The 18,874-nt window shown below is 64.7% G+C and carries 19 protein-coding genes; 10 read left to right on the top strand and 9 right to left on the bottom strand.

Annotated elements, in window-relative coordinates; translation table 11 throughout:
• Positions 1 to 57: 57 nt before the first annotated feature.
• The 5 genes from ACK2SD_RS03590 to lnt all read left to right on the top strand — a co-directional run bounded on the left by ACK2SD_RS03590 (position 58) and on the right by lnt (position 4,615).
• Positions 58 to 609, top strand: a complete 552-nt coding sequence (locus ACK2SD_RS03590) for a tetratricopeptide repeat protein (protein ID WP_412461354.1) — start codon at positions 58 to 60, stop codon at positions 607 to 609.
• Positions 610 to 756: 147 nt separating this feature from the next.
• Positions 757 to 1,755 (top strand): PhoH family protein, encoded by a 999-nt coding sequence (locus ACK2SD_RS03585; protein ID WP_412461353.1) that lies wholly within the window; start codon positions 757 to 759, stop codon positions 1,753 to 1,755.
• On the top strand, positions 1,748 to 2,221 hold the full coding sequence (ybeY, locus tag ACK2SD_RS03580) for an rRNA maturation RNase YbeY (RefSeq protein ID WP_039580578.1): 474 nt from the start codon (positions 1,748 to 1,750) through the stop codon (positions 2,219 to 2,221). Before ACK2SD_RS03585 ends, ybeY begins: the two co-directional genes overlap by 8 nt.
• Before the next feature lie 28 nt (positions 2,222 to 2,249).
• Entirely contained in the window at positions 2,250 to 3,089 is an 840-nt protein-coding gene (locus tag ACK2SD_RS03575; protein ID WP_029611926.1) for an HlyC/CorC family transporter, read from the top strand.
• An 8-nt stretch (positions 3,090 to 3,097) separates the two neighbouring features.
• On the top strand, positions 3,098 to 4,615 hold the full coding sequence (gene lnt / locus ACK2SD_RS03570) for an apolipoprotein N-acyltransferase (protein ID WP_412461352.1): 1,518 nt from the start codon (positions 3,098 to 3,100) through the stop codon (positions 4,613 to 4,615).
• 57 nt (positions 4,616 to 4,672) lie between these two features.
• On the opposite strand, the gene ACK2SD_RS03565 is transcribed toward lnt, so the two are convergent.
• Positions 4,673 to 5,434 (bottom strand): YdcF family protein, encoded by a 762-nt coding sequence (locus ACK2SD_RS03565; RefSeq protein WP_412461351.1) that lies wholly within the window; start codon positions 5,432 to 5,434, stop codon positions 4,673 to 4,675.
• A 99-nt stretch (positions 5,435 to 5,533) separates the two neighbouring features.
• A complete protein-coding gene (locus ACK2SD_RS03560; RefSeq protein ID WP_342650407.1) occupies positions 5,534 to 5,848 on the bottom strand; it encodes a hypothetical protein in 315 nt (104 codons plus the stop codon).
• A 236-nt stretch (positions 5,849 to 6,084) separates the two neighbouring features.
• Here ACK2SD_RS03560 and leuS point away from each other — a divergent pair, with 236 nt between their 5' ends.
• The 5 genes from leuS to ACK2SD_RS03535 all read left to right on the top strand — a co-directional run bounded on the left by leuS (position 6,085) and on the right by ACK2SD_RS03535 (position 12,082).
• Complete coding sequence (gene leuS, locus ACK2SD_RS03555) at positions 6,085 to 8,691, top strand: leucine--tRNA ligase (RefSeq protein WP_412461350.1); 2,607 nt, start codon at positions 6,085 to 6,087, stop codon at positions 8,689 to 8,691.
• Between the two features lie 57 nt (positions 8,692 to 8,748).
• Entirely contained in the window at positions 8,749 to 9,354 is a 606-nt protein-coding gene (gene lptE / locus ACK2SD_RS03550; protein ID WP_039580588.1) for an LPS assembly lipoprotein LptE, read from the top strand.
• Positions 9,355 to 9,390: 36 nt separating this feature from the next.
• Complete coding sequence (gene holA, locus ACK2SD_RS03545; protein ID WP_342650404.1) at positions 9,391 to 10,428, top strand: DNA polymerase III subunit delta; 1,038 nt, start codon at positions 9,391 to 9,393, stop codon at positions 10,426 to 10,428.
• A 124-nt stretch (positions 10,429 to 10,552) separates the two neighbouring features.
• On the top strand, positions 10,553 to 10,717 hold the full coding sequence (gene arfA, locus ACK2SD_RS03540; protein WP_412461349.1) for an alternative ribosome rescue factor ArfA: 165 nt from the start codon (positions 10,553 to 10,555) through the stop codon (positions 10,715 to 10,717).
• A 54-nt stretch (positions 10,718 to 10,771) separates the two neighbouring features.
• A complete protein-coding gene (locus ACK2SD_RS03535; RefSeq protein ID WP_295488605.1) occupies positions 10,772 to 12,082 on the top strand; it encodes a lytic murein transglycosylase in 1,311 nt (436 codons plus the stop codon).
• A 295-nt stretch (positions 12,083 to 12,377) separates the two neighbouring features.
• On the opposite strand, the gene ACK2SD_RS03530 is transcribed toward ACK2SD_RS03535, so the two are convergent.
• The 7 genes from ACK2SD_RS03530 to mltB all read right to left on the bottom strand — a co-directional run bounded on the left by ACK2SD_RS03530 (position 12,378) and on the right by mltB (position 18,859).
• Complete coding sequence (locus ACK2SD_RS03530; protein WP_412461348.1) at positions 12,378 to 13,286, bottom strand: S66 peptidase family protein; 909 nt, start codon at positions 13,284 to 13,286, stop codon at positions 12,378 to 12,380.
• Between the two features lie 122 nt (positions 13,287 to 13,408).
• Positions 13,409 to 14,425, bottom strand: coding sequence for a lipoyl synthase (gene lipA / locus ACK2SD_RS03525; RefSeq protein ID WP_039580601.1), 1,017 nt, complete (start codon positions 14,423 to 14,425; stop codon positions 13,409 to 13,411).
• 2 nt (positions 14,426 to 14,427) lie between these two features.
• On the bottom strand, positions 14,428 to 15,075 hold the full coding sequence (gene lipB, locus ACK2SD_RS03520) for a lipoyl(octanoyl) transferase LipB (protein ID WP_304485162.1): 648 nt from the start codon (positions 15,073 to 15,075) through the stop codon (positions 14,428 to 14,430).
• Positions 15,075 to 15,350, bottom strand: a complete 276-nt coding sequence (locus ACK2SD_RS03515) for a DUF493 domain-containing protein (RefSeq protein ID WP_029611929.1) — start codon at positions 15,348 to 15,350, stop codon at positions 15,075 to 15,077. Before ACK2SD_RS03515 ends, lipB begins: the two co-directional genes overlap by 1 nt.
• A 76-nt stretch (positions 15,351 to 15,426) precedes the next feature.
• Positions 15,427 to 16,587 carry a D-alanyl-D-alanine carboxypeptidase family protein gene (locus ACK2SD_RS03510; protein ID WP_039580607.1) on the bottom strand — a complete coding sequence of 387 codons (1,161 nt, stop codon included), beginning with the start codon at positions 16,585 to 16,587 and terminating at the stop codon, positions 15,427 to 15,429.
• Between the two features lie 260 nt (positions 16,588 to 16,847).
• Complete coding sequence (locus tag ACK2SD_RS03505; protein ID WP_039580608.1) at positions 16,848 to 17,849, bottom strand: septal ring lytic transglycosylase RlpA family protein; 1,002 nt, start codon at positions 17,847 to 17,849, stop codon at positions 16,848 to 16,850.
• Positions 17,849 to 18,859, bottom strand: coding sequence for a lytic murein transglycosylase B (mltB, locus tag ACK2SD_RS03500; RefSeq protein ID WP_029611930.1), 1,011 nt, complete (start codon positions 18,857 to 18,859; stop codon positions 17,849 to 17,851). The genes ACK2SD_RS03505 and mltB overlap by 1 nt, the downstream gene beginning before the upstream one ends.
• Positions 18,860 to 18,874: the final 15 nt, after the last annotated feature.

Raw genomic sequence — 18,874 nt, 5'->3', positions numbered from 1 at the left:
CCCATAATGTGCCATCAACGACATTGGCCGCAGCTTTGCAGAGGTAAGTCGATCCCCATGAACCGCACCGGCCGTGCCCTGACGCTGGGCTGCCTGTTGCTTCTTCAGCCCCTGCTGGCCCTGGCAGAGGGCGGCAATTCGTTGCTGATTCCAGCGACGGGCCGCTGCACTCTCACCGCTCAGCCGCAAGACCTGGAGAACGCACTCAACGCCTGCGCGCAGAGTGCCGAGGCCGGCGATGCCCAGGCGCAGTACGAACTCGGCGAGTTCTACTACAGCGGCAACCAAGCCCCCAAGGACCTGAACAAGGCCCTGAACTGGTTCGAAAAAGCCTCGCTGCAGGGGCACGCCCAGGCCCAGTACCGTCTGGGCGGCATGTTCATGCGCGGTGAAGGGGTCCAGGCCAATCACGTCCAGGCCTACATCCTGCTCAAGATTGCCGCAGTCAACGGCGCCGAAGACGCCCTGGACCTGGCCGACGAGGTGACCGAGCAGATGTCGCGAGAAGAACTGGAACACGCTACCCAGGTACTGGGTCAGATCTTCCGCAAGTACCTGCTGGAGCTGCAGAGCGCCGAAGGCCGCACGCCGTTCTCGCCACTGCCTTGAGCAGCGCGCGTGCAACCGATCTGTCGCGCAACGGTCAGATACCTCTGCCACAGTGCCCCATACCCTTGATCGTTTCAGAGCTTTCGCCACCGCCGATCAAGGGTTATTCTTCGTTTCACATCCTTCGTCGAGCGCCTTGAACCGACCTTGAACGCACCCATACAACCCCATCGTTTCACCCTCGAACCCTTCGAGGCCCACCGTTTCGCCAACTTGTGCGGCCAGTTCGACGCGCATCTGCGCCTGATCGAACAACGCCTGGCCATCGAGATCCGCAACCGCGGCAATCAGTTCGAGCTGATCGGCGAACCCAAGACCACCTCCGCCGCCGAACAACTGCTGCGCCGTCTCTACCGCGAGACCAAGGCCATCGAGCTGTCGCCGGAAACGGTCCACCTCTATCTCCAGGAATCGGCCGTGGAGAACATCGACAATCCCGCCGTCAACGAAGTCAGCGTCTCGCTGCGCACGCGCAAGGGCAACATTCGTCCGCGCGGCGCCAACCAGCAGCGCTACGTCAAGGAAATCCTGGCCAACGACATCAACTTCGGCATCGGCCCGGCCGGTACCGGCAAGACCTACCTGGCCGTGGCCTGTGCCGTCGATGCCCTGGAACGCGAGCAGGTGCGCCGTATCCTGCTGGTGCGTCCGGCGGTCGAGGCCGGCGAAAAGCTCGGCTTCCTGCCAGGCGACCTGGCACAGAAGATCGACCCCTACCTGCGCCCGCTGTACGACGCCCTGTATGAAATGCTCGGCTTCGAGCACGTGGCCAAGCTGATCGAGCGCCAGGTGATCGAGATCGCCCCGCTGGCCTACATGCGCGGCCGCACGCTGAACAACAGCTTCATCATCCTCGACGAAAGCCAGAACACCACCCTGGAACAGATGAAGATGTTCCTCACCCGTATCGGCTTCGGCTCCACGGCGGTGATCACCGGTGACATCACCCAGGTCGACCTGCCGCGTGGCACAAAGTCGGGCCTGGCCCACGTCATCGACGTGCTCAAGGATGTGCCTGGCATCAGCTTCACGCACTTCCAGCCCAAAGACGTGGTGCGTCACCCGCTGGTGCAGCGCATCGTCGAAGCCTACGACCGTTTCGAGGCCGCTCAGGCCAAGCCCGAGGGGCGCGGCCACGATGCTTGAACTCGACCTGCAACGGGCCACCGAGGCGGCGGCGCCAGACGACGCCGCCTTCCGCCGCTGGTGCGAACTGGCCCTGCGCCAGCGCAGCGCCGACTCGGAAATGACCATTCGCCTGGTCGAGGAAGACGAAGGCCGCGCGCTCAATCACACCTACCGGCACAAGGACTATGCGACCAACGTGTTGTCCTTCCCGGCTGACGTGCCCGACGAACTGCTGGATATTCCCTTGCTCGGCGACCTGGTGATCTGCGTACCCGTCGTCGAGCGCGAGGCCGCCGAACAAGGCAAGTCGCTGGAGGCGCACTGGGCGCACCTGGTGATCCATGGCTGCCTGCACCTGCTGGGCTACGACCACATCGACGACGATGAGGCCGAGGAAATGGAAGCGCTGGAACGCCAATTGCTGGCCGAACTGGGTCATCCCGACCCCTACGCCGACGACGACACCGATTCAATCACCCACTGACCATTGCAAGGACCACGAGTACACCGCCATGAGCGAAGATCGATCGAGCAACGGGCAAAAGTCCTGGCTGGGTAAGCTGACCCAGGCGTTTGCCCATGAGCCGAAAAACCGCCAGGAGCTCCTCGAGCTGCTGCGCGAAGCCCATCAGAACAAGCTGCTCGACAGCGAAGCGCTGACCATCGTCGAAGGCGCCATCCAGGTCGCCGACCTGCAGGTGCGCGACATCATGGTGCCGCGCTCGCAGATGATCAGCATCAAGGCCAGCCAGTCGCCTCGCGAATTCCTGCCGGCGGTGATCGACGCCGCGCACTCGCGCTACCCGGTGATCGGCGAAAGCCATGACGATGTGCTCGGCATCCTGCTGGCCAAGGACTTGCTGCCGCTGATCCTCAAGGAGAACGGCGACAGCTTCAACATCAAGGACCTGCTGCGTCCGGCCACCTTCGTGCCCGAGTCCAAGCGACTGAACGTGCTCCTGCGCGAGTTCCGCGCCAACCACAACCACATGGCCGTGGTCATCGACGAGTACGGCGGCGTGGCCGGGCTGGTCACCATCGAGGACGTGCTCGAACAGATCGTCGGCGACATCGAGGACGAGCACGACGTTGAGGAAGACAGCTACATCAAGCCGCTGCCCAGCGGCGATTTCCTGGTCAAGGCCCTGACCCCCATCGAGAACTTCAATGCGTTCTTCGACAGCGCATTCTCGGACGATGAGTTCGACACCGTCGGCGGTCTGGTCATGAGCGCCTTCGGCCACCTGCCCAAGCGCAACGAGACCACTGAAATCGGCGCCTACCGCTTCCGCATTCTCAACGCCGACAGCCGCCGCGTGCACCTGCTGCGCCTGACCCCGATCACCCGTTAAGGACGACCATGCGCTGGATCACCCGCCCCGGCTGGCCCGGTAACCTGCTGGCCTTGGTGGCCGGCGCCTCCACTTCGCTGGCCCTGGCGCCGTTCGATCTGTGGCCGATCGCGCTGCTGTCGATCATGCTGTTCTACCTCGGCCTGCGCGAGCTCAGCCCGCGCCAGGCACTGGGGCGCGGCTGGTGCTACGGCTTCGGCCTGTATGGCGCCGGCACCAGCTGGATCTACGTCAGCATCAACACTTACGGCGGTGCCTCGCCGCTGCTGGCCACCCTGCTGCTGGTGGCGTTCTTCGCCGCCATCGCCTGGTTCTTCGCCCTGCCAGCCTGGCTCTGGGCGCGCTGGCTGCGCCGCACCGAGGCGCCGCTGGCCGATGCCCTGTGCTTCGCCGCCTTGTGGCTGTTGCAGGAAGCCTTCCGCGGCTGGTTCCTCACCGGTTTCCCCTGGCTCTACGCCGGCTACAGCCAACTCGACGGCCCGCTGGCCGGCCTGGCACCGCTGGGCGGCGTGTGGCTGATCTCCTTTGCCCTGGCGCTGTCGGCAGCCTTGCTGTGCAACCTGTCGCGGCTGCGCACACGTCCTTCGTTCTTCGCTGTCGGCGCAGTGCTGTTGATAGCGCCCTGGGTGCTCGGCCTGGGCCTGAAAGGCCACGCCTGGACCCGCCCGGCCGGCGACCCGCTGAAAGTCGCCGCCGTTCAGGGCAACGTCGAGCAGGAAGTGAAATGGGACCCGGCCCACGTCAACGCGCAACTGGCGCTGTACCGAGACATGACCTTGCGTTCGCAGCCGGCCGACATCGTGGTGTGGCCGGAAACGGCGGTGCCGGTGCTCAAGGATCAGGCTCAAGGCTACATCGACATGATGGGCAGCTTCGCCGCGGACCGTCATTCGGCGCTGATCACCGGCGTGCCGGTGCGTGAGGTGGTGCACAAGCAGCGCCGCTACTTCAACGGCATCACCGTGACCGGCGAAGGCGATGGCACCTACCTCAAGCAGAAGCTGGTGCCGTTCGGCGAGTACGTGCCGCTGCAAGACATGCTGCGCGGGCTGATCGAGTTCTTCAATCTGCCGATGTCCGACTTCGCCCGCGGGCCAGATGACCAGCCACTGCTCCAGGCCAAGGGCTATCAGATCGCACCGTACATCTGCTACGAAGTGGTCTACCCCGAGTTCGCCGCAGGCCTGGCCGCGCGCAGCGACCTGCTGCTGACCATCAGCAACGACACCTGGTTCGGCACCTCGATCGGGCCGTTGCAGCACCTGCAGATGGCGCAGATGCGCGCCCTGGAGGCCGGTCGCTGGATGATCCGTGCCACCAACAACGGCGTTACCGCGCTGATCGACCCGTTCGGCAAGATCACCACGCAGATCCCGCAGTTCCAGCAGGCGATCCTGTATGGCGAGGTAGTGCCCATGCAGCAGCTCACGCCGTATCTGCAATGGCGCTCATGGCCGCTGGCGTTCGTCTGCCTACTGTTGATGGGCTGGGCGCTGCTGGCCGGGCGCATCGCAAAGACCGCGTGAGCGTCACCTTTCGTCCCTGTGGAAACGGCGCTGCGCCGCCTCTACAGGGACAGCGGATCAGTAGAACAACCGATACCCCACCAGCCCGACTGCCTCATTGAATAACTGCCCGCTCTGCCACATCGCCCGGCTTTCCGGCAGCAGCCCGGCGAATGGCCGCGCGTGATCGGCGCCAAGGAAGCCCACTGGCGCCGACACCACCTCGAACCCGACCTGCTCGAAGCTCCAGCGCGAACGCAGCATGTGCCAGGCCTGGGTGACCACAACCACGCGCCGGATGCCCAGCGGTTGCAACACCTGGGCACTGAAGCGGGCGTTTTCCCACGTAGTGCGACTGGCCTCTTCCTTCCAGGTCACGTTCACGCCGAAATCGGCTTGCAGACGCTGCGCCATCAACTGCGCCTCGCTCGGCGGCGTGCCGTAGTGCAGTCCACCACTGGTCAACACCGGCAGGCCCGAGGCCTTGGCCAACTGCGCCGCGTAACGCATGCGCTCCAGCGCCGAAGGGCTGGGCTGATCGTCACCGCCCCAGGCCGGATCACCCCGTTCACGCCCGGCACCGAGAATGACGATAGCGTCGGCGCGCCGGGACAATGTCGCCCACTCCTGCGGCACCAGCGGCGCCTCGGTCTCCAGCACTCGGGCCGACTCCTGCACCACCAGCGGCAGGCTCATCAGCCACAACCCGCCCAGTCCGAGGGTAAAACACAGCGCCGCCACGCGTGGCCGGCGTCTGCGCAACCACCAGCCTGCCACGAGCAACAGCAGCAGCAGGCCTGGCGGCATCAACCAGTGTTTAATGAAGAATCGAATCGGCATGCATACCTCCGGCAAGGCGTGCAGCCTAAAAGCAACGGGGCCGGGCCACAAGTGCCCGGCCCCGATCGCCAAGGTGGCCAAATCACCGGTGCAGGCCCACTAGCGGGCCGTTTGCTTCCTGGAACCGGACACGGACGCGGGGCGCGTTCGATCCTTGAGCCAGACGATCTTGCCGCGCCCGGCGTCTGCCGACGTACCGCTGCCAGGGCGGGCGAACCGGTGCTCGGGAAGGCGGTCCAGATAGGCCTTGATCACCCGGAACTCCGCCGGGCTGAGGTCCCGCAGTTCCAGTTCGGCGGGCATTTCATCACGCAAGCCGGCGGATGTCCTGGCCACTTCCAAGGCCAGGCCCACCCGGTCGATCAGACGCTCATAGAGCTCGGGTTTGATTGCGGTTAGCTGCGACTCTCCCATCGTTCACCTCATTGAAGGTCAGAATATCTTCCCCCTCCGAACAGCTTAGCGGCGCTGCGCAAAGCAGCTGCCCGTCGCGACAAACGGAGCGCACCGCGCCAATCGCATTCAGCGTTTCCCCGAACGCGCGGCGCTCATGTATGCTAGGCCGTTCACTCTCACCGCCACCGGAGTGCCGGACGCAGCGAGGTTGCGCTGCCTGGAAACAAGGTCTCCCTCTCTCATTAAAAGTAGCCATGCACGAACAATACCAGCCCCGTGATATCGAAGCCGCCGCCCAGTCTTTCTGGGACGAGCAACAATCGTTCGCTGTGACCGAACAGCCAGGCCAGGACACCTACTACTGCCTGTCGATGTTCCCGTACCCGAGCGGCAAGCTACACATGGGCCACGTGCGCAACTACACCATCGGCGACGTGATTGCCCGCTACCAGCGCATGCTGGGCAAGAACGTCCTGCAACCGATGGGTTGGGACGCCTTCGGCATGCCCGCGGAAAACGCGGCGATGAAGAACAACGTCGCGCCGGCCAAGTGGACCTACGAAAACATCGATTACATGAAGACCCAGCTCAAGAGCCTGGGCCTGGCCATCGACTGGTCGCGTGAAGTCACCACCTGCAAGCCGGACTACTACCGCTGGGAGCAGTGGCTGTTCACCCGCCTGTTCGAAAAAGGCGTGATCTACCGCAAGAACGGGACCGTGAACTGGGACCCGGCCGACCAGACCGTGCTGGCCAACGAGCAAGTCATCGACGGCCGCGGCTGGCGTTCGGGCGCGCTGATCGAGAAGCGCGAAATCCCGATGTACTACTTCCGCATCACCGACTACGCCGACGAACTGCTGGAAAGCCTCGACGAACTGCCGGGCTGGCCCGAGCAGGTCAAGACCATGCAGCGCAACTGGATCGGCAAGTCGCGCGGTATGGAAGTGCAGTTCCCCTACGACCAGGCCAGCATCGGCCAGTCCGGTGCACTGAAAGTCTTCACCACCCGCCCCGATACCCTGATGGGCGCCACCTACGTAGCCGTCGCCGCCGAGCACCCGCTGGCCACCCAGGCCGCCCAGGGCAATCCGGCGCTGCAGGCATTCATCGACGAGTGCAAGAGCGGCAGCGTCGCCGAGGCCGACATGGCCACCCAGGAGAAGAAGGGCATGGCCACTGCCCTGCGGGTCGAGCATCCACTGACCGGCGAGAAGCTGCCGGTATGGGTCGCCAACTACGTGCTGATGCACTACGGCGACGGCGCGGTGATGGCTGTCCCGGCACACGACGAGCGCGACTTCGAGTTCGCCCGCAAGTACCAGTTGCCGGTCAAGGCGGTGGTGCGCACCAGCGCCGGTGATGACGTCGGCGCCGAATGGAACGCCGCCTACGGTGAGCACGGTGTGCTGATCAACTCCGGCGAGTTCGACGGCCTGGACTTCGCCGGCGCGTTCGACGCCATCGAAGCGGCCCTGATCCGCAAGGAACTCGGCAAATCGCGTACCCAGTTCCGCCTGCGCGACTGGGGCATCAGCCGCCAGCGCTACTGGGGCTGCCCGATCCCGATCATCCATTGCCCGTCCTGCGGCGACGTGCCCGTGCCGGAAGACCAACTGCCGGTGCGCCTGCCCGAAGACGTGGTGCCGGACGGCGCCGGCTCGCCGCTGGCGCGCCTGCCCGAGTTCTACGCGTGCACCTGCCCGAAATGCGGCAGCCCGGCCAAGCGTGAAACCGACACCATGGACACTTTCGTCGAGTCGTCCTGGTATTTCGCCCGCTACGCCTCGCCGCACTACGACCAAGGCCTGGTCGACCCGAAAGCGGCCAACCACTGGCTGCCGGTCGATCAGTACATCGGCGGTATCGAACACGCCATCCTGCACCTGCTGTACGCGCGCTTCTTCCACAAGCTGATGCGCGACGAGGGCCTGGTCACCTCCAACGAGCCGTTCAAGAACCTGCTGACCCAAGGCATGGTGGTCGCCGAGACCTACTTCCGCGTGGCCAGCAACGGTGGCAAGGACTGGTTCAATCCCGCCGACGTTGAAGTCGAGCGCGACGCCAAGGCCAAGATCATCGGCGCACGCCTGAAGACCGATGGCCTGCCGGTGGAAATCGGCGGCACCGAGAAGATGTCCAAGTCGAAGAACAATGGCGTCGACCCGCAGGCCATGATCGACGCCTACGGCGCCGACACCTGCCGCCTGTTCATGATGTTCGCCTCGCCACCGGACATGAGCCTGGAATGGTCCGACTCCGGCGTCGAAGGCGCCAGCCGCTTCCTGCGTCGGGTCTGGCGTCTGGCACAGGGCCATGTCGCCCAAGGTTTGCCGGGCAGCCTCGACATCGCCGCGCTGGACGATGCGCAGAAGGTCATTCGCCGCGCTATCCACGCGGCCATCAAGCAAGCGAGCACCGACGTAGGCCAGTTCCACAAGTTCAACACCGCCATCGCCCAGGTGATGACGCTGATGAACGTGCTGGAGAAAGCGCCGCAGACCACCGCGCAGGACCGTGCACTGCTGCACGAGGGCCTGGAAGCGGTGACCCTGCTGCTGGCACCGATCACGCCGCACCTCTCGCACGCCCTGTGGCAGGCGCTGGGCCATGCCCAGCCGGTCATCGATGCCGTCTGGCCAACCGTCGACGAGAGCGCCTTGGTGCAGGACAGCCTCACCCTGGTAGTGCAGGTCAACGGCAAGCTGCGCGGCCAGGTGGAAATGCCGGCCACCGCCAGCCGCGAAGACATCGAACACGCCGCCCGCAACAACGAGAACGTCCTGCGCTTCATCGATGGCCTGACCATCCGCAAGGTCATCGTGGTACCGGGCAAGCTGGTCAACATCGTCGCCAACTGATGGCAAGCCCGCCCTGGCGACGGGGCGGGCGCAACAGGCCCAAAAGGGAGCTACACCATGATCAAACGCAATCTGCTGGTAATTGGCCTGGCCGCTGCGCTGGGCGCCTGCGGTTTCCAGCTGCGCGGTACCGGCACCAACGAACTGGCTTTCAAGGAGCTGGACCTGGGTGCGCGCAACGCCTACGGCGACACCGTCAAACAACTGCGCCAGTCGCTGCAGAGCAGCGGCGTCAAGGTCTACAGCGGGGCACCCTACAAGCTGGTGCTGACCAACGAGCAGGAATCCCAGCGCGCCGCCACCTACACCGGCGGTAGCCGCTCGGCGGAGTACGAGCTGACCACCGTGCTCAACTACGTGGTGCAGGGTCATAACGACACCGTGCTGCTGGAAGACAAACTGGAAGTGCGCAAGGACTACGTCTACGACGGCAACAACATCGCCGGCTCCACCCAGGAATCCGGTCAGATCCGCAAGGAACTGCGCCGCGAACTGGTCCAGGGCATGATGGTTCGCTTGCAGCAGCTCACCCCGGCACAACTGGCCGACCTCCAGCAAAAAGCCGACGAGCGCGCCCGCGCCGAAGCCGAAGCGTTGCGCGAAGCCCAGCGTGTGCAGGACAACACGCCCCAGCAATCGCCGATGGAAGTCCCGGCCAACTGAGGCTCAATGGGGCACCTGCGGTGCCCCTGCCCCGCCATGAAGCTTTCTCCCGCCCAACTCAACAAGCACCTGCAAGGCACGCTGGCGCCGGTCTACGTGGTCAGCGGCGACGATCCGCTGCTGTGCCAGGAGGCCGCTGACGCCATCCGCACGGCCGCGCGCCAGCAGGGCTTCGACGAACGCCAGGTGTTCAGCGCCGACGCCAATTTCGACTGGGGCAGCCTGCTGCTGGCCGGTGCCAGCCTGTCCCTGTTCGCCCAGCGACGGCTGCTCGAATTGCGCCTGCCGTCGGGCAAGCCCGGTGACAAAGGCGCCGCCGCGCTGATGGAGTACTGCGCCCGGCCCGCCGAGGACACCCTGCTGCTGGTCAGCCTGCCCAAGCTCGACGGCAGCGCGCAGAAGACCAAGTGGGGCAAGGCGCTGATCGACGGTGAACAGTGCCAGTTCATCCAGATCTGGCCAGTGGACGCCCAACAGTTGCCGCAGTGGATCAACCAGCGCCTGTCTCAGGCCGGCCTGTCGGCGCAGCGCGATGCGCTCGACCTGATCGCTGCGCGGGTGGAAGGCAACCTGCTGGCCGCGGCCCAGGAAATCGAGAAGCTCAAGCTGCTGGCCGACGGCAATCAGATCACCGTCGAGACGGTGCAGGCCGCCGTCGCCGACAGCGCTCGCTTCGATGTCTTCGGCCTGGTCGATGCCATCCTCAATGGCGAAGCGGCGCATGCCCTGCGCATGCTCGAAGGGCTGCGTGGCGAGGGCGTGGAACCGCCGGTCATCCTCTGGGCCTTGGCCCGCGAACTGCGCCTGCTGGCCGGTTTGGCCCAGCAGTTCAGCCAGGGCGTACCGCTGGACAAAGCCTTCAGCCAGGCCAGGCCACCGGTGTGGGACAAGCGTCGGCCACTGGTGAGCAAAGCCTTGCAGCGGCTCTCGGCGCAACGCTGGACTCAGCTGTTGCAGGACGCCCAGCGCATCGATGCACAGATCAAGGGTCAGGCCGAGGGCTCGCCGTGGACCAGCCTGGCGCGGCTGGTGCTGTTGATGGCCGGCCAGCGCATAGGCCTGCCGTCGCAGTGATCACGGGGCTGCGTGCTGTCGCCGCAGCGCACGCAGGTCCGCACCATAAACAGATTCAATTGGCCCTGCCCCTCAGCGCCCCGTACAGTCACCCCTCGAACGTCACCCCTACCGGGAATCCGCCATGAGCAAGAAGCCGAAAACGCACGGCCCCAACAAGGCCAAGTCGATCATCGCCCAACCCCTGTTCCGCTGCCGCCAGGAACGACCGGAAAAGGGCAAAGGCAGCTACCGCCGCGAAGCCTTCCAATCGAGAGATTGGGAGGCTTCTTGCTTTCTGGCCGCCTGAAAAAGCCGCAGGCATGATATGGTCGGCACCTGAACTGCAAAACTGGATCTGTGCATGTCCTTCAGTCTTCCCCAGCGCTGGCAGTCCCGCCAGCTGATCGCGGCCTCCAGCTTCATCCTGCTCGTCGCCTGCGCGGAAAAACCTACCGCCGCCGACGCCCTGCCCTTGGCTCCAGCCCAACCCACTGCCAACGTCAGCCTTCCGGCCAGCAGCGCCGACAGCAACGGCGATATCCAGCCGCTGCAGACCTTCGCCCAGTGGCAGGCGGGCTTCCGTCAGCAGGCCTTGCAAGCCGGCATCAGCGCGGCCACCTTCGACCGCGCATTCCTCGGTGTCACGCCGGACATGGACGTGATCAAGGCCGACCGCAGCCAGCCTGAATTCAGCCGCCCGGTCTGGGAATACCTCGACAGCGCGCTGTCGCCGCTGCGGGTGCGCAACGGCAAGAAACTGCTGGAGCAGAATGCCGAGTTGCTCTCACGCATCGAGCAACGCTACGGCGTCGATCGCCAGGTGCTGGTGGCGGTGTGGGGTATGGAAAGCAACTTCGGTCAGTTCCAGGGCAACAAATCGGTGATCCGCTCGCTGGCCACCCTGGCCTACGAAGGCCGTCGCCCAACCTTCGCCCAGGACCAGCTCATCGCGGCCCTACAGATCCTGCAGAACGGTGACATTCAGCCTGAAGCCATGCGCGGCTCTTGGGCCGGCGCCATGGGCCAGACCCAGTTCATCCCTACCACCTACAACACCCATGCGGTGGATTTCGACGGCGATGGTCGCCGCGACATCTGGAACAGCACGCCGGACGCCCTGGCCTCCACTGCGCACTACCTGCAAAGCTCAGGCTGGAAACGCGGGCAGCCATGGGGCTTCGAGGTCCAGGTACCGGCCGGCTTCGATTACTGGCTGGCCGACGGCGCCCAGCGCAAGCCGGTCAGCGAATGGCTCAGCCTGGGCGTGAAGCTGCCCACCGGCACGCAACTGCCGGCTGGCAGCAACTCGCTGTCGGCGGCACTCCTGCTGCCAGCGGGCGCGCGCGGCCCAGCCTTCCTGGTGCTGGACAACTTCCGCGCGATCCTCAAATACAACAATTCCTCGTCCTATGCGCTGGCCGTGAGCCTGCTGGGCGACCGCTTCTCCGGCTGGGGTTTCATCGCCGGGGCCTGGCCGAAGGACGATCTGCCGTTGAGCCGCAGCGAGCGGGTCGAGTTGCAGAACCTGCTCAACGCCCGCGGACACGACGCCGGCAACGCCGACGGCATCATCGGCGCCAATACCCGCAAGGCAATTCGCACGGCTCAGCAGGGCCTGGGCTGGCCGGCCGATGGTTACCCGACGCACAAGCTGCTGGAGAGCCTGCGCTAAGGGCGCAGCTCGAGCGGCTAAGCTGAAAACCGTTGGGACTGCGGCGCAGTCCAATGGCGACACGAGGCCGCTCCCACGAGCGTGCGAGCTGCCAGGAATTGAGCATGACAATTGCTCGCAAAGGCCTCAGGGCACGATGCTCGCCCAGGCTGTCTGAGCTACACCGGCCAACTTGTGGGAGCGGCCTTGCGTCGCGATTGGACCGCAAAGCGGTCCCGACGATGGCAGCGGCGAAGCGGAAAACCGTGGGACCGCGGCGCGCTCAAATCGCGGCACAAGGCCGCTTCCCCAAGGGCTAGGCGCTGAACAACGGCTGTTCCAGCGTCAACGTCTGCGCGTCGCTGTCCAGCCGCACGCGCGCGCCCAACGGTAGACACACATTCGGGTCGCAATGCCCGCTGCGCCATCCAGCCAGCACGGGCACCTGCAAGGGGCCGAAGATATCGCGCAACAACGGCTGCAACGACGCCACGGTAATACCGGCGAAGTCCCCCACCAGCACGCCCTTGACCCCCTTCAGTCTGCCCGCCAGGCGCAGTTGGGTGAGCAACCGATCCACCCGGTACAGCGGCTCGTTGACGTCCTCGATGAACAGGATGCTGTCGTGCGTCTCGATCTGCGCCGATGTGCCCAGCGTCGCGCCGAGCATCGACAGGTTGCCGCCGACCAGACGCCCGCTGGCTGCACCGGGCACCACGGTGGTCAACGCGAAGTCCTGCGGATGCGCGATCACATCGCCGCAACCCACTTGCCCATTCAACTGCGCGAACAGCGAACTCACCGTAGGCTCGCGCTTGTCCCCGAGCAGATCAGCATTGAGCATACCGCCGTGGAAGCTGATGAACCCGGCATGCCGCGCAATGGCTGTGTGCAAAGCCGTGATATCGCTATAACCGATCAAGGGTTTCGGATGCTGGCGAATCAGCGAGAAATCCAACCGGTCAAGCAGCCGCATGCTGCCGTAGCCACCACGCATGCACAGAATCGCGTCGATCTGCGGATCGGCAAAGGCGTCGTGCAGATCGCGCAGGCGCTGCTCATCGCTCCCTGCCAGATACCCCTGCGCCTGCAACACCCCCGGATAGATCCGGCACTCGTATCCGCGACGCTCGAACCATTGCGTGACCGTGCCCATATCCACCCGCGCCGGTCCCGCCGGTGCCACGATGGCAAACCGCGCCCCTGGCACCAAGGCCTTCGGCAACCCTACTGCAGCTGTTCCAACACGCTCCACCCTGCACCTCCACCACGCGCTCGCAGCTTACCGCTAAAAAAAATGCCGATGACGCTTGGCAGCGTACATCGGCATGTTCGACCCGCCCCGAATCAGAGCTTGATCTTGGCTTCGTGGGCCTGCTGGTCGGCGTGGTACGAGGAGCGCACCAGCGGGCCGGAGGCGACATTCTTGAAGCCCATCTTGTAGCCTTCCTCAGCGAACCAGGCGAAGGTGTCCGGGTGCACGAAGCGTTGCACCGGCAGGTGGCTGCGCGACGGCTGCAGGTACTGGCCGAGGGTGAGCATGTCGATCTCGTGCTCGCGCATGCGCTGCATCACCTCGATGACCTCTTCGTCGGTCTCGCCCAGGCCCAGCATCAAGCCCGATTTGGTCGGCACGTGCGGCACCATCTGCTTGAACTTCTGCAGCAGGTCCAGCGACCAGTCGTAGTCCGAACCCGGACGCGCTGCCTTGTACAGGCGCGGTACGGTTTCCAGGTTGTGGTTGAACACGTCCGGCGGAGTCTGCGCGGTGATTTCCAGTGCCACGTCCATGCGACCACGGTAGTCCGGCACCAGGGTTTCGAGTTGCACGCCCGGCGACAAGGCGCGGATCTCGCGGATGCAATCGGCGAAGTGCTGGGCGCCACCGTCACGCAGGTCGTCGCGGTCCACTGAGGTGATCACCACGTACTTCAGGCGCAGGTCGGCGATGGCCACGGCCAGGTTCTTCGGCTCGTCCAGGTCCAGCGGCTTGGGACGACCGTGGCCGACGTCGCAGAACGGGCAGCGACGGGTGCAGATGTCACCCATGATCATGAAGGTGGCCGTGCCGCCGGAGAAGCATTCGCCCAGGTTCGGGCAGGACGCCTCTTCACAGACGCTGTGCAGCTTGTGCTTGCGCAGCAGTTGCTTGATGCGGTCGACTTCCGGCGACACCGGGATGCGCACGCGAATCCAGTCGGGTTTCTTCGGCAGCTCGTCGGTGGGGATGATCTTCACCGGGATGCGTGCCACCTTCTCGGCGCCGCGCAGCTTGACCCCAGCCTCGACTTTCTTGGGCGCAGGGCGGGGCGTGACGTCTTGCGTCGCGATCAGATTCGGCACGGCTTCTTGCACAGTAGTCATATTCAGTCGATTCCGCCCGTGAGGGTCGTCTGCTCAGCGTAGTCGAGGTGCCTGACCAGCTGTTCGCGCAGCCTCGTCCTGACCTCGTCGAGTTCGATCGGGCCTGTGTGGTCGCGCAGCTGGGTCATGGCCAGCCCCGCATACCCGCAGGGGTTGATTCGGCGAAAGGGCGCCAGGTCCATGTCGACGTTCAGCGCCAGGCCGTGGAACGCGCAGCCGTTACGGATGCGCAGCCCCAGCGAAGCGATCTTCGCGTTGTCGACGTACACGCCGGGGGCGTCAGGCTTGGCCGCCGCCGTGACCTGGTAACTGGCCAGCAGCGCGACCAGACTCGCTTCGATGCGACTGACCAGCTCGCGCACACCGATGCCCAGGCGACGCACATCCAGCAGCAGGTACGCCACCAGTTGACCGGGGCCATGGTAGGTCACCTGTCCACCGCGTTCGGTCTGTACCACCGGGATGTCGCCAGGCAGCATCAGGTGCTCGGGCTTGCCGGCCTGGCCTTGGGTGAACACCGGCAGGTGCTCGACCAGCCAGACTTCATCGGGCGTCTGCGCAGTGCGCTGTCCGGTGAAGCGACGCATGGCCTCCAGTACCGGCTCGTACGGCTGCAGGCCAAGCTCGCGGAAGCCCAGGCATCCGGGCATCACAGCACCATTTTCACGATGCCGGTGGCACGCAGGGCGCTGTTGATGTCCTGCAACTGGTCTTCGCTTTCGGCGACGATATGCAGTTGCACGGTGGTGTACTTGCCTTCCTTGCTCTGGCGCTCGGCCAGGGTGCTCAGGTCGACTTTTGCATGCTTGCTGAGGATCTCGATCACGGTGTCCCGGAAACCGACACCGGTATCGCCGATCACCTTGATCGGATAGTCCTGGCAGGGAAATTCGATTTTGTGCGACTTGACGTCAGCTTCGCTCATGGCGCAAACGCCCTCGTAAGGCGTGGCAACAACGATGCCCCCGGCGTGATGGCTCGGGGGCATGGCAGGTCACGTATCAGTTGAACAAACCGTAGAAGAACAGGCGGATGCTATCCCACATACGACGGAAGAAACCACCTTCTTCGACGCCATCAAGGGCGATCAGGTCGGTCGTCTGCACCACTTTGTCATCCAGTTTGACTTCCACTTTACCGATCACCTCGCCTTTGGCGATAGGCGCAGTCAGTTGCGGATTCATGGTCATCGACGCTTGCAGACGCTTGAGCTGGCCCTTGGGCATGGTCATGGTCAGGTCGTTGGCCAGACCCGCCTTGACCTGGCCGGTAGCGCCTTTCCAGACCGGGGCCTGGCTCAGCTCGACACCCTTCTGGTAGAAGGTCTGGGTTTCGAAGAAGCGGAAGCCGTAGGTCAGCAGCTTCTGGGTTTCGGCAGCGCGGGACTGCTCGCTGTTGGTGCCGAACACCACGGCGATCAGGCGCTGACCATCACGTACGGCCGACGCCACCATGCAGTAACCGGCCTCCTCGGTGTGGCCGGTCTTCAGACCGTCGACGGTCTTGTCACGCCACAGCAGCAGGTTGCGGTTGGGCTGCTTGATGTTGTTCCAGAAGAACTCTTTCTGCGAGTAGATGGCGTAGTGGGCCGGATCTTCGTTGATGATCGCGCGCGCCAGCAGGGCCATGTCGTGCGCCGACGAATAGTGCTCGGGGTTCGGCAGGCCGGTGGGGTTCATGAAGTGCGAATTGGACATGCCCAGGTCGGCAGCGGTCTTGTTCATCATGTCGGCGAACGCGTCTTCGCTGCCGGCGATGTGCTCGGACAGGGCGACCGAGGCGTCGTTGCCAGACTGGATGATGATGCCGTGCAGCAGGTCGCTGACGGTCACCTGGCTACCGACCTTGATGAACATGCGCGAACCACCGGTGCGCCAGGCGTTCTCGCTGACGGTCACCGGGTCGTTCTCGCCGATCTGCCCACGACGGATGTCGAGGGTGGCGATGTAGGCGGTCATCAGTTTGGTCAGGCTGGCCGGCGGCAGGCGCTCGTCGCCGTTGTTCTCGACCAGCACGTTGCCGCTGGACGCGTCCATCAGTACGTAGGACTTGGCTGCCAGTTGCGGAGGTGCCGGCATCATCTGCTCGGCTGCGAAAGCAGCGGGCATGATCATCAGCAGTACGGGCAGGCAAAGGCGTTTGGCAAGGTTGGTGATGTTCATCCGTCTCTCGTAGATCGCTAATGGTCTGATGTTCCGCAGGACAACCGCGGCGTTTCAGTGTATTTCCAGGCTGACATGCAGCCCTGCCCCAAAGGGGCAAAAACCGCCATTGTACATGGCATGCCTCGGCAATTCATGAACAAGCTCGAAGCGGTGAGTTACAAGCTGCAAGCTTCAAGAACAAGCGGTACGCATGGACAGCTCCTCTTGCAGCTTGCAGCTTTCAACTTGCAGCTTTCAACTCGTCGCAGGCGCGTGGCTCAGTCCGTGACGACCTTGGCCTGGCCCAGGTTCGCCAGGCGAATGCTGTCCTGGGCCTGCTGGATTTCACCCTGGCTGCTGATCGGCCCCAGGCGTACGCGGTGCAGGGTCTGCTGGTTGCGCACGATGGAACTGATGAAGACCGGGGCGCTGACCATGGTGCTCAGTTTCGAACGCAGCAATTCGGCGGCATCCGGGTTGGCGAAGGCGCCGACCTGCAAGAAGCTGCCGCCGCGATTGCCGGGCACGCTGTTGCCGCCCACCTGAACCGGGACCACGGGCGCGGCGTGCTGCTGCGGCGGAGGCGTCCACTGCTCGACGCGGCCGGTGCTGGCCGGGACCGGCTGGGCCTGGGCGACCTGCGGCTCCTTGAGCATCAGCGGTGGACGCTGGCCCTTCTGCGCCCACCACTGCTGCGGGTCGATACCCTCCACGCGCACGTGGGCGGTGCCGGTTTCGGCGTAGCCGAGCTTTTTCGCTGCGGCGTAGGACAGGTCGATGATGCGGTCGGAATAGAACGGGCCGCGGTCGTTGACCCGCAGGATCACGCTGCGACCGTTGGCCAGGTTGGTGACGCGCACGTAGGCCGGCAGCGGCAGGGTCTTGTGCGCCGCGCTCATGCCATACAAGTCGTACAGCTCGCCGTTGGCGGTGTTCTGGCCATGGAACTTGGTGCCGTACCAGGACGCCGTACCCTCGGCGCGATAGCTGCGCGCGTCCTGCATCGGGTAGTAGGTCTTGCCCAGCACGGTGTAAGGGTTGGCCTTGTAGGCGCCCGTGTGAACGGTCGGCGTGGCGTCCGGAATCTTGTTGACGTCCACGTCCCACCACGGCGCGCCGTCCTTGTGCGCCCGGTTGATGTCCAGGCCCGGCTGCGAGCGCACGGCCGTGCCGCTCGACTTGGTGGGCGTTGGACGACTGGACGAACAGCTGACCAGCAGCACACCGATGGCGGCGCAGCTCAGCAGCTTGAGGGTGTTGGCTTTGAACAGTTCGCGCATTACTTGACGCCCCGTGCCTGGACCAGCTGTTGCGACAGCTGATGCACCGCCATGGCATACATCACGCTGCGGTTGTAACGCGTGATCGCGTAGAAATTCTTCAGGCCCATCCAGTATTCCGGGCCGTTGTCGCCTTCGAGTCGGAAGGCGGTGACTGGCTGATCGTCGCGCAGCGCATCATGACTCGACCAGCCCAACGCCCGCAACTCCCCGACCGTCTTGACCGGTTCGATGCCCTGGGTCACCCCTTCGTCGACCCGCGGCCCGCTTACCTCGGCGCGGCTGACCACCGGCTCCCCGGCCACCCAGCCGTGACGCTTGAAGTAGCTGGCCACGCTGCCGATGGCATCGTCCGGGTTGGTCCAGATATTGATGTGGCCATCGTGGTCGAAGTCCACCGCGTAGTTGCGGAAACTGCTCGGCATGAACTGCGGCAAGCCCATGGCCCCGGCGTAGGAACCCTTGAGGGTGAGCGGATCGAGCTGCTCCTCGCGGGCCAGCAGGAGGAACTCGCGCAGTTCCTTGCGGAAGAAGTCGGCGCGCGGCGGGTAGTCGAAGCCCAGCGTCGACAGCGCATCGATCACCCGGTAATTACCGGTATTGCGGCCGAAGAACGTCTCTACACCGATGATCGACACGATGTACTGGGCCGGCACGCCGTATTCCTGCTCGGCACGCGCCAGCACCGCCTCGTGCTGGCGCCAGAAGTCCACGCCACGGGCGATGCGCGCATCGCTGATGAACATCGGCCGATAGTCTTTCCACGGCTTGACCCGCTCGGCCGGCCGCGAAATCGCATCGAGGATCGCCTGCTTGCGCTGCACCTCGTGGAACACCGCCGTCAGTTGCTCGCTGGCGAACCCGTAATCGCGGGCCATCTCGCCGACGAACTCGGCCACCTGGGGTGAGCCGTCGTAATCGCCGGCATCGGCCTGCTGGACAGCGCCGAGCAACCCCACCGCGCCGATCCACGGCATACAACGGGCCGCCCAACTACGCACTGCTTGCATGTGATTGTTCACCTT

Origin of the sequence: Pseudomonas sp. SC11, assembly GCF_047039205.1 — a bacterium.
Taxonomy (GTDB): domain Bacteria; phylum Pseudomonadota; class Gammaproteobacteria; order Pseudomonadales; family Pseudomonadaceae; genus Aquipseudomonas; species Aquipseudomonas boreofloridensis.
The sequence above is the reverse complement of the archived record's forward strand: the minus strand, read 5'-3'. Positions and strand labels throughout refer to the sequence as shown.

Coding starts and splice junctions, on each gene's coding strand:
- ACK2SD_RS03590 (WP_412461354.1), top strand. CDS start 58: ATGAACCGCACCGGCCGTGCCCTGACGCTGGGCTGCCTGTTGCTTCTT.
- ybeY (WP_039580578.1), top strand. CDS start 1,748: ATGCTTGAACTCGACCTGCAACGGGCCACCGAGGCGGCGGCGCCAGAC.
- ACK2SD_RS03575 (WP_029611926.1), top strand. CDS start 2,250: ATGAGCGAAGATCGATCGAGCAACGGGCAAAAGTCCTGGCTGGGTAAG.
- lnt (WP_412461352.1), top strand. CDS start 3,098: ATGCGCTGGATCACCCGCCCCGGCTGGCCCGGTAACCTGCTGGCCTTG.
- ACK2SD_RS03565 (WP_412461351.1), bottom strand. CDS start 5,434: ATGCCGATTCGATTCTTCATTAAACACTGGTTGATGCCGCCAGGCCTG.
- ACK2SD_RS03560 (WP_342650407.1), bottom strand. CDS start 5,848: ATGGGAGAGTCGCAGCTAACCGCAATCAAACCCGAGCTCTATGAGCGT.
- leuS (WP_412461350.1), top strand. CDS start 6,085: ATGCACGAACAATACCAGCCCCGTGATATCGAAGCCGCCGCCCAGTCT.
- lptE (WP_039580588.1), top strand. CDS start 8,749: ATGATCAAACGCAATCTGCTGGTAATTGGCCTGGCCGCTGCGCTGGGC.
- holA (WP_342650404.1), top strand. CDS start 9,391: ATGAAGCTTTCTCCCGCCCAACTCAACAAGCACCTGCAAGGCACGCTG.
- arfA (WP_412461349.1), top strand. CDS start 10,553: ATGAGCAAGAAGCCGAAAACGCACGGCCCCAACAAGGCCAAGTCGATC.
- ACK2SD_RS03535 (WP_295488605.1), top strand. CDS start 10,772: ATGTCCTTCAGTCTTCCCCAGCGCTGGCAGTCCCGCCAGCTGATCGCG.
- lipA (WP_039580601.1), bottom strand. CDS start 14,425: ATGACTACTGTGCAAGAAGCCGTGCCGAATCTGATCGCGACGCAAGAC.
- lipB (WP_304485162.1), bottom strand. CDS start 15,075: ATGCCCGGATGCCTGGGCTTCCGCGAGCTTGGCCTGCAGCCGTACGAG.
- ACK2SD_RS03515 (WP_029611929.1), bottom strand. CDS start 15,350: ATGAGCGAAGCTGACGTCAAGTCGCACAAAATCGAATTTCCCTGCCAG.
- ACK2SD_RS03510 (WP_039580607.1), bottom strand. CDS start 16,587: ATGAACATCACCAACCTTGCCAAACGCCTTTGCCTGCCCGTACTGCTG.
- ACK2SD_RS03505 (WP_039580608.1), bottom strand. CDS start 17,849: ATGCGCGAACTGTTCAAAGCCAACACCCTCAAGCTGCTGAGCTGCGCC.
- mltB (WP_029611930.1), bottom strand. CDS start 18,859: ATGCAAGCAGTGCGTAGTTGGGCGGCCCGTTGTATGCCGTGGATCGGC.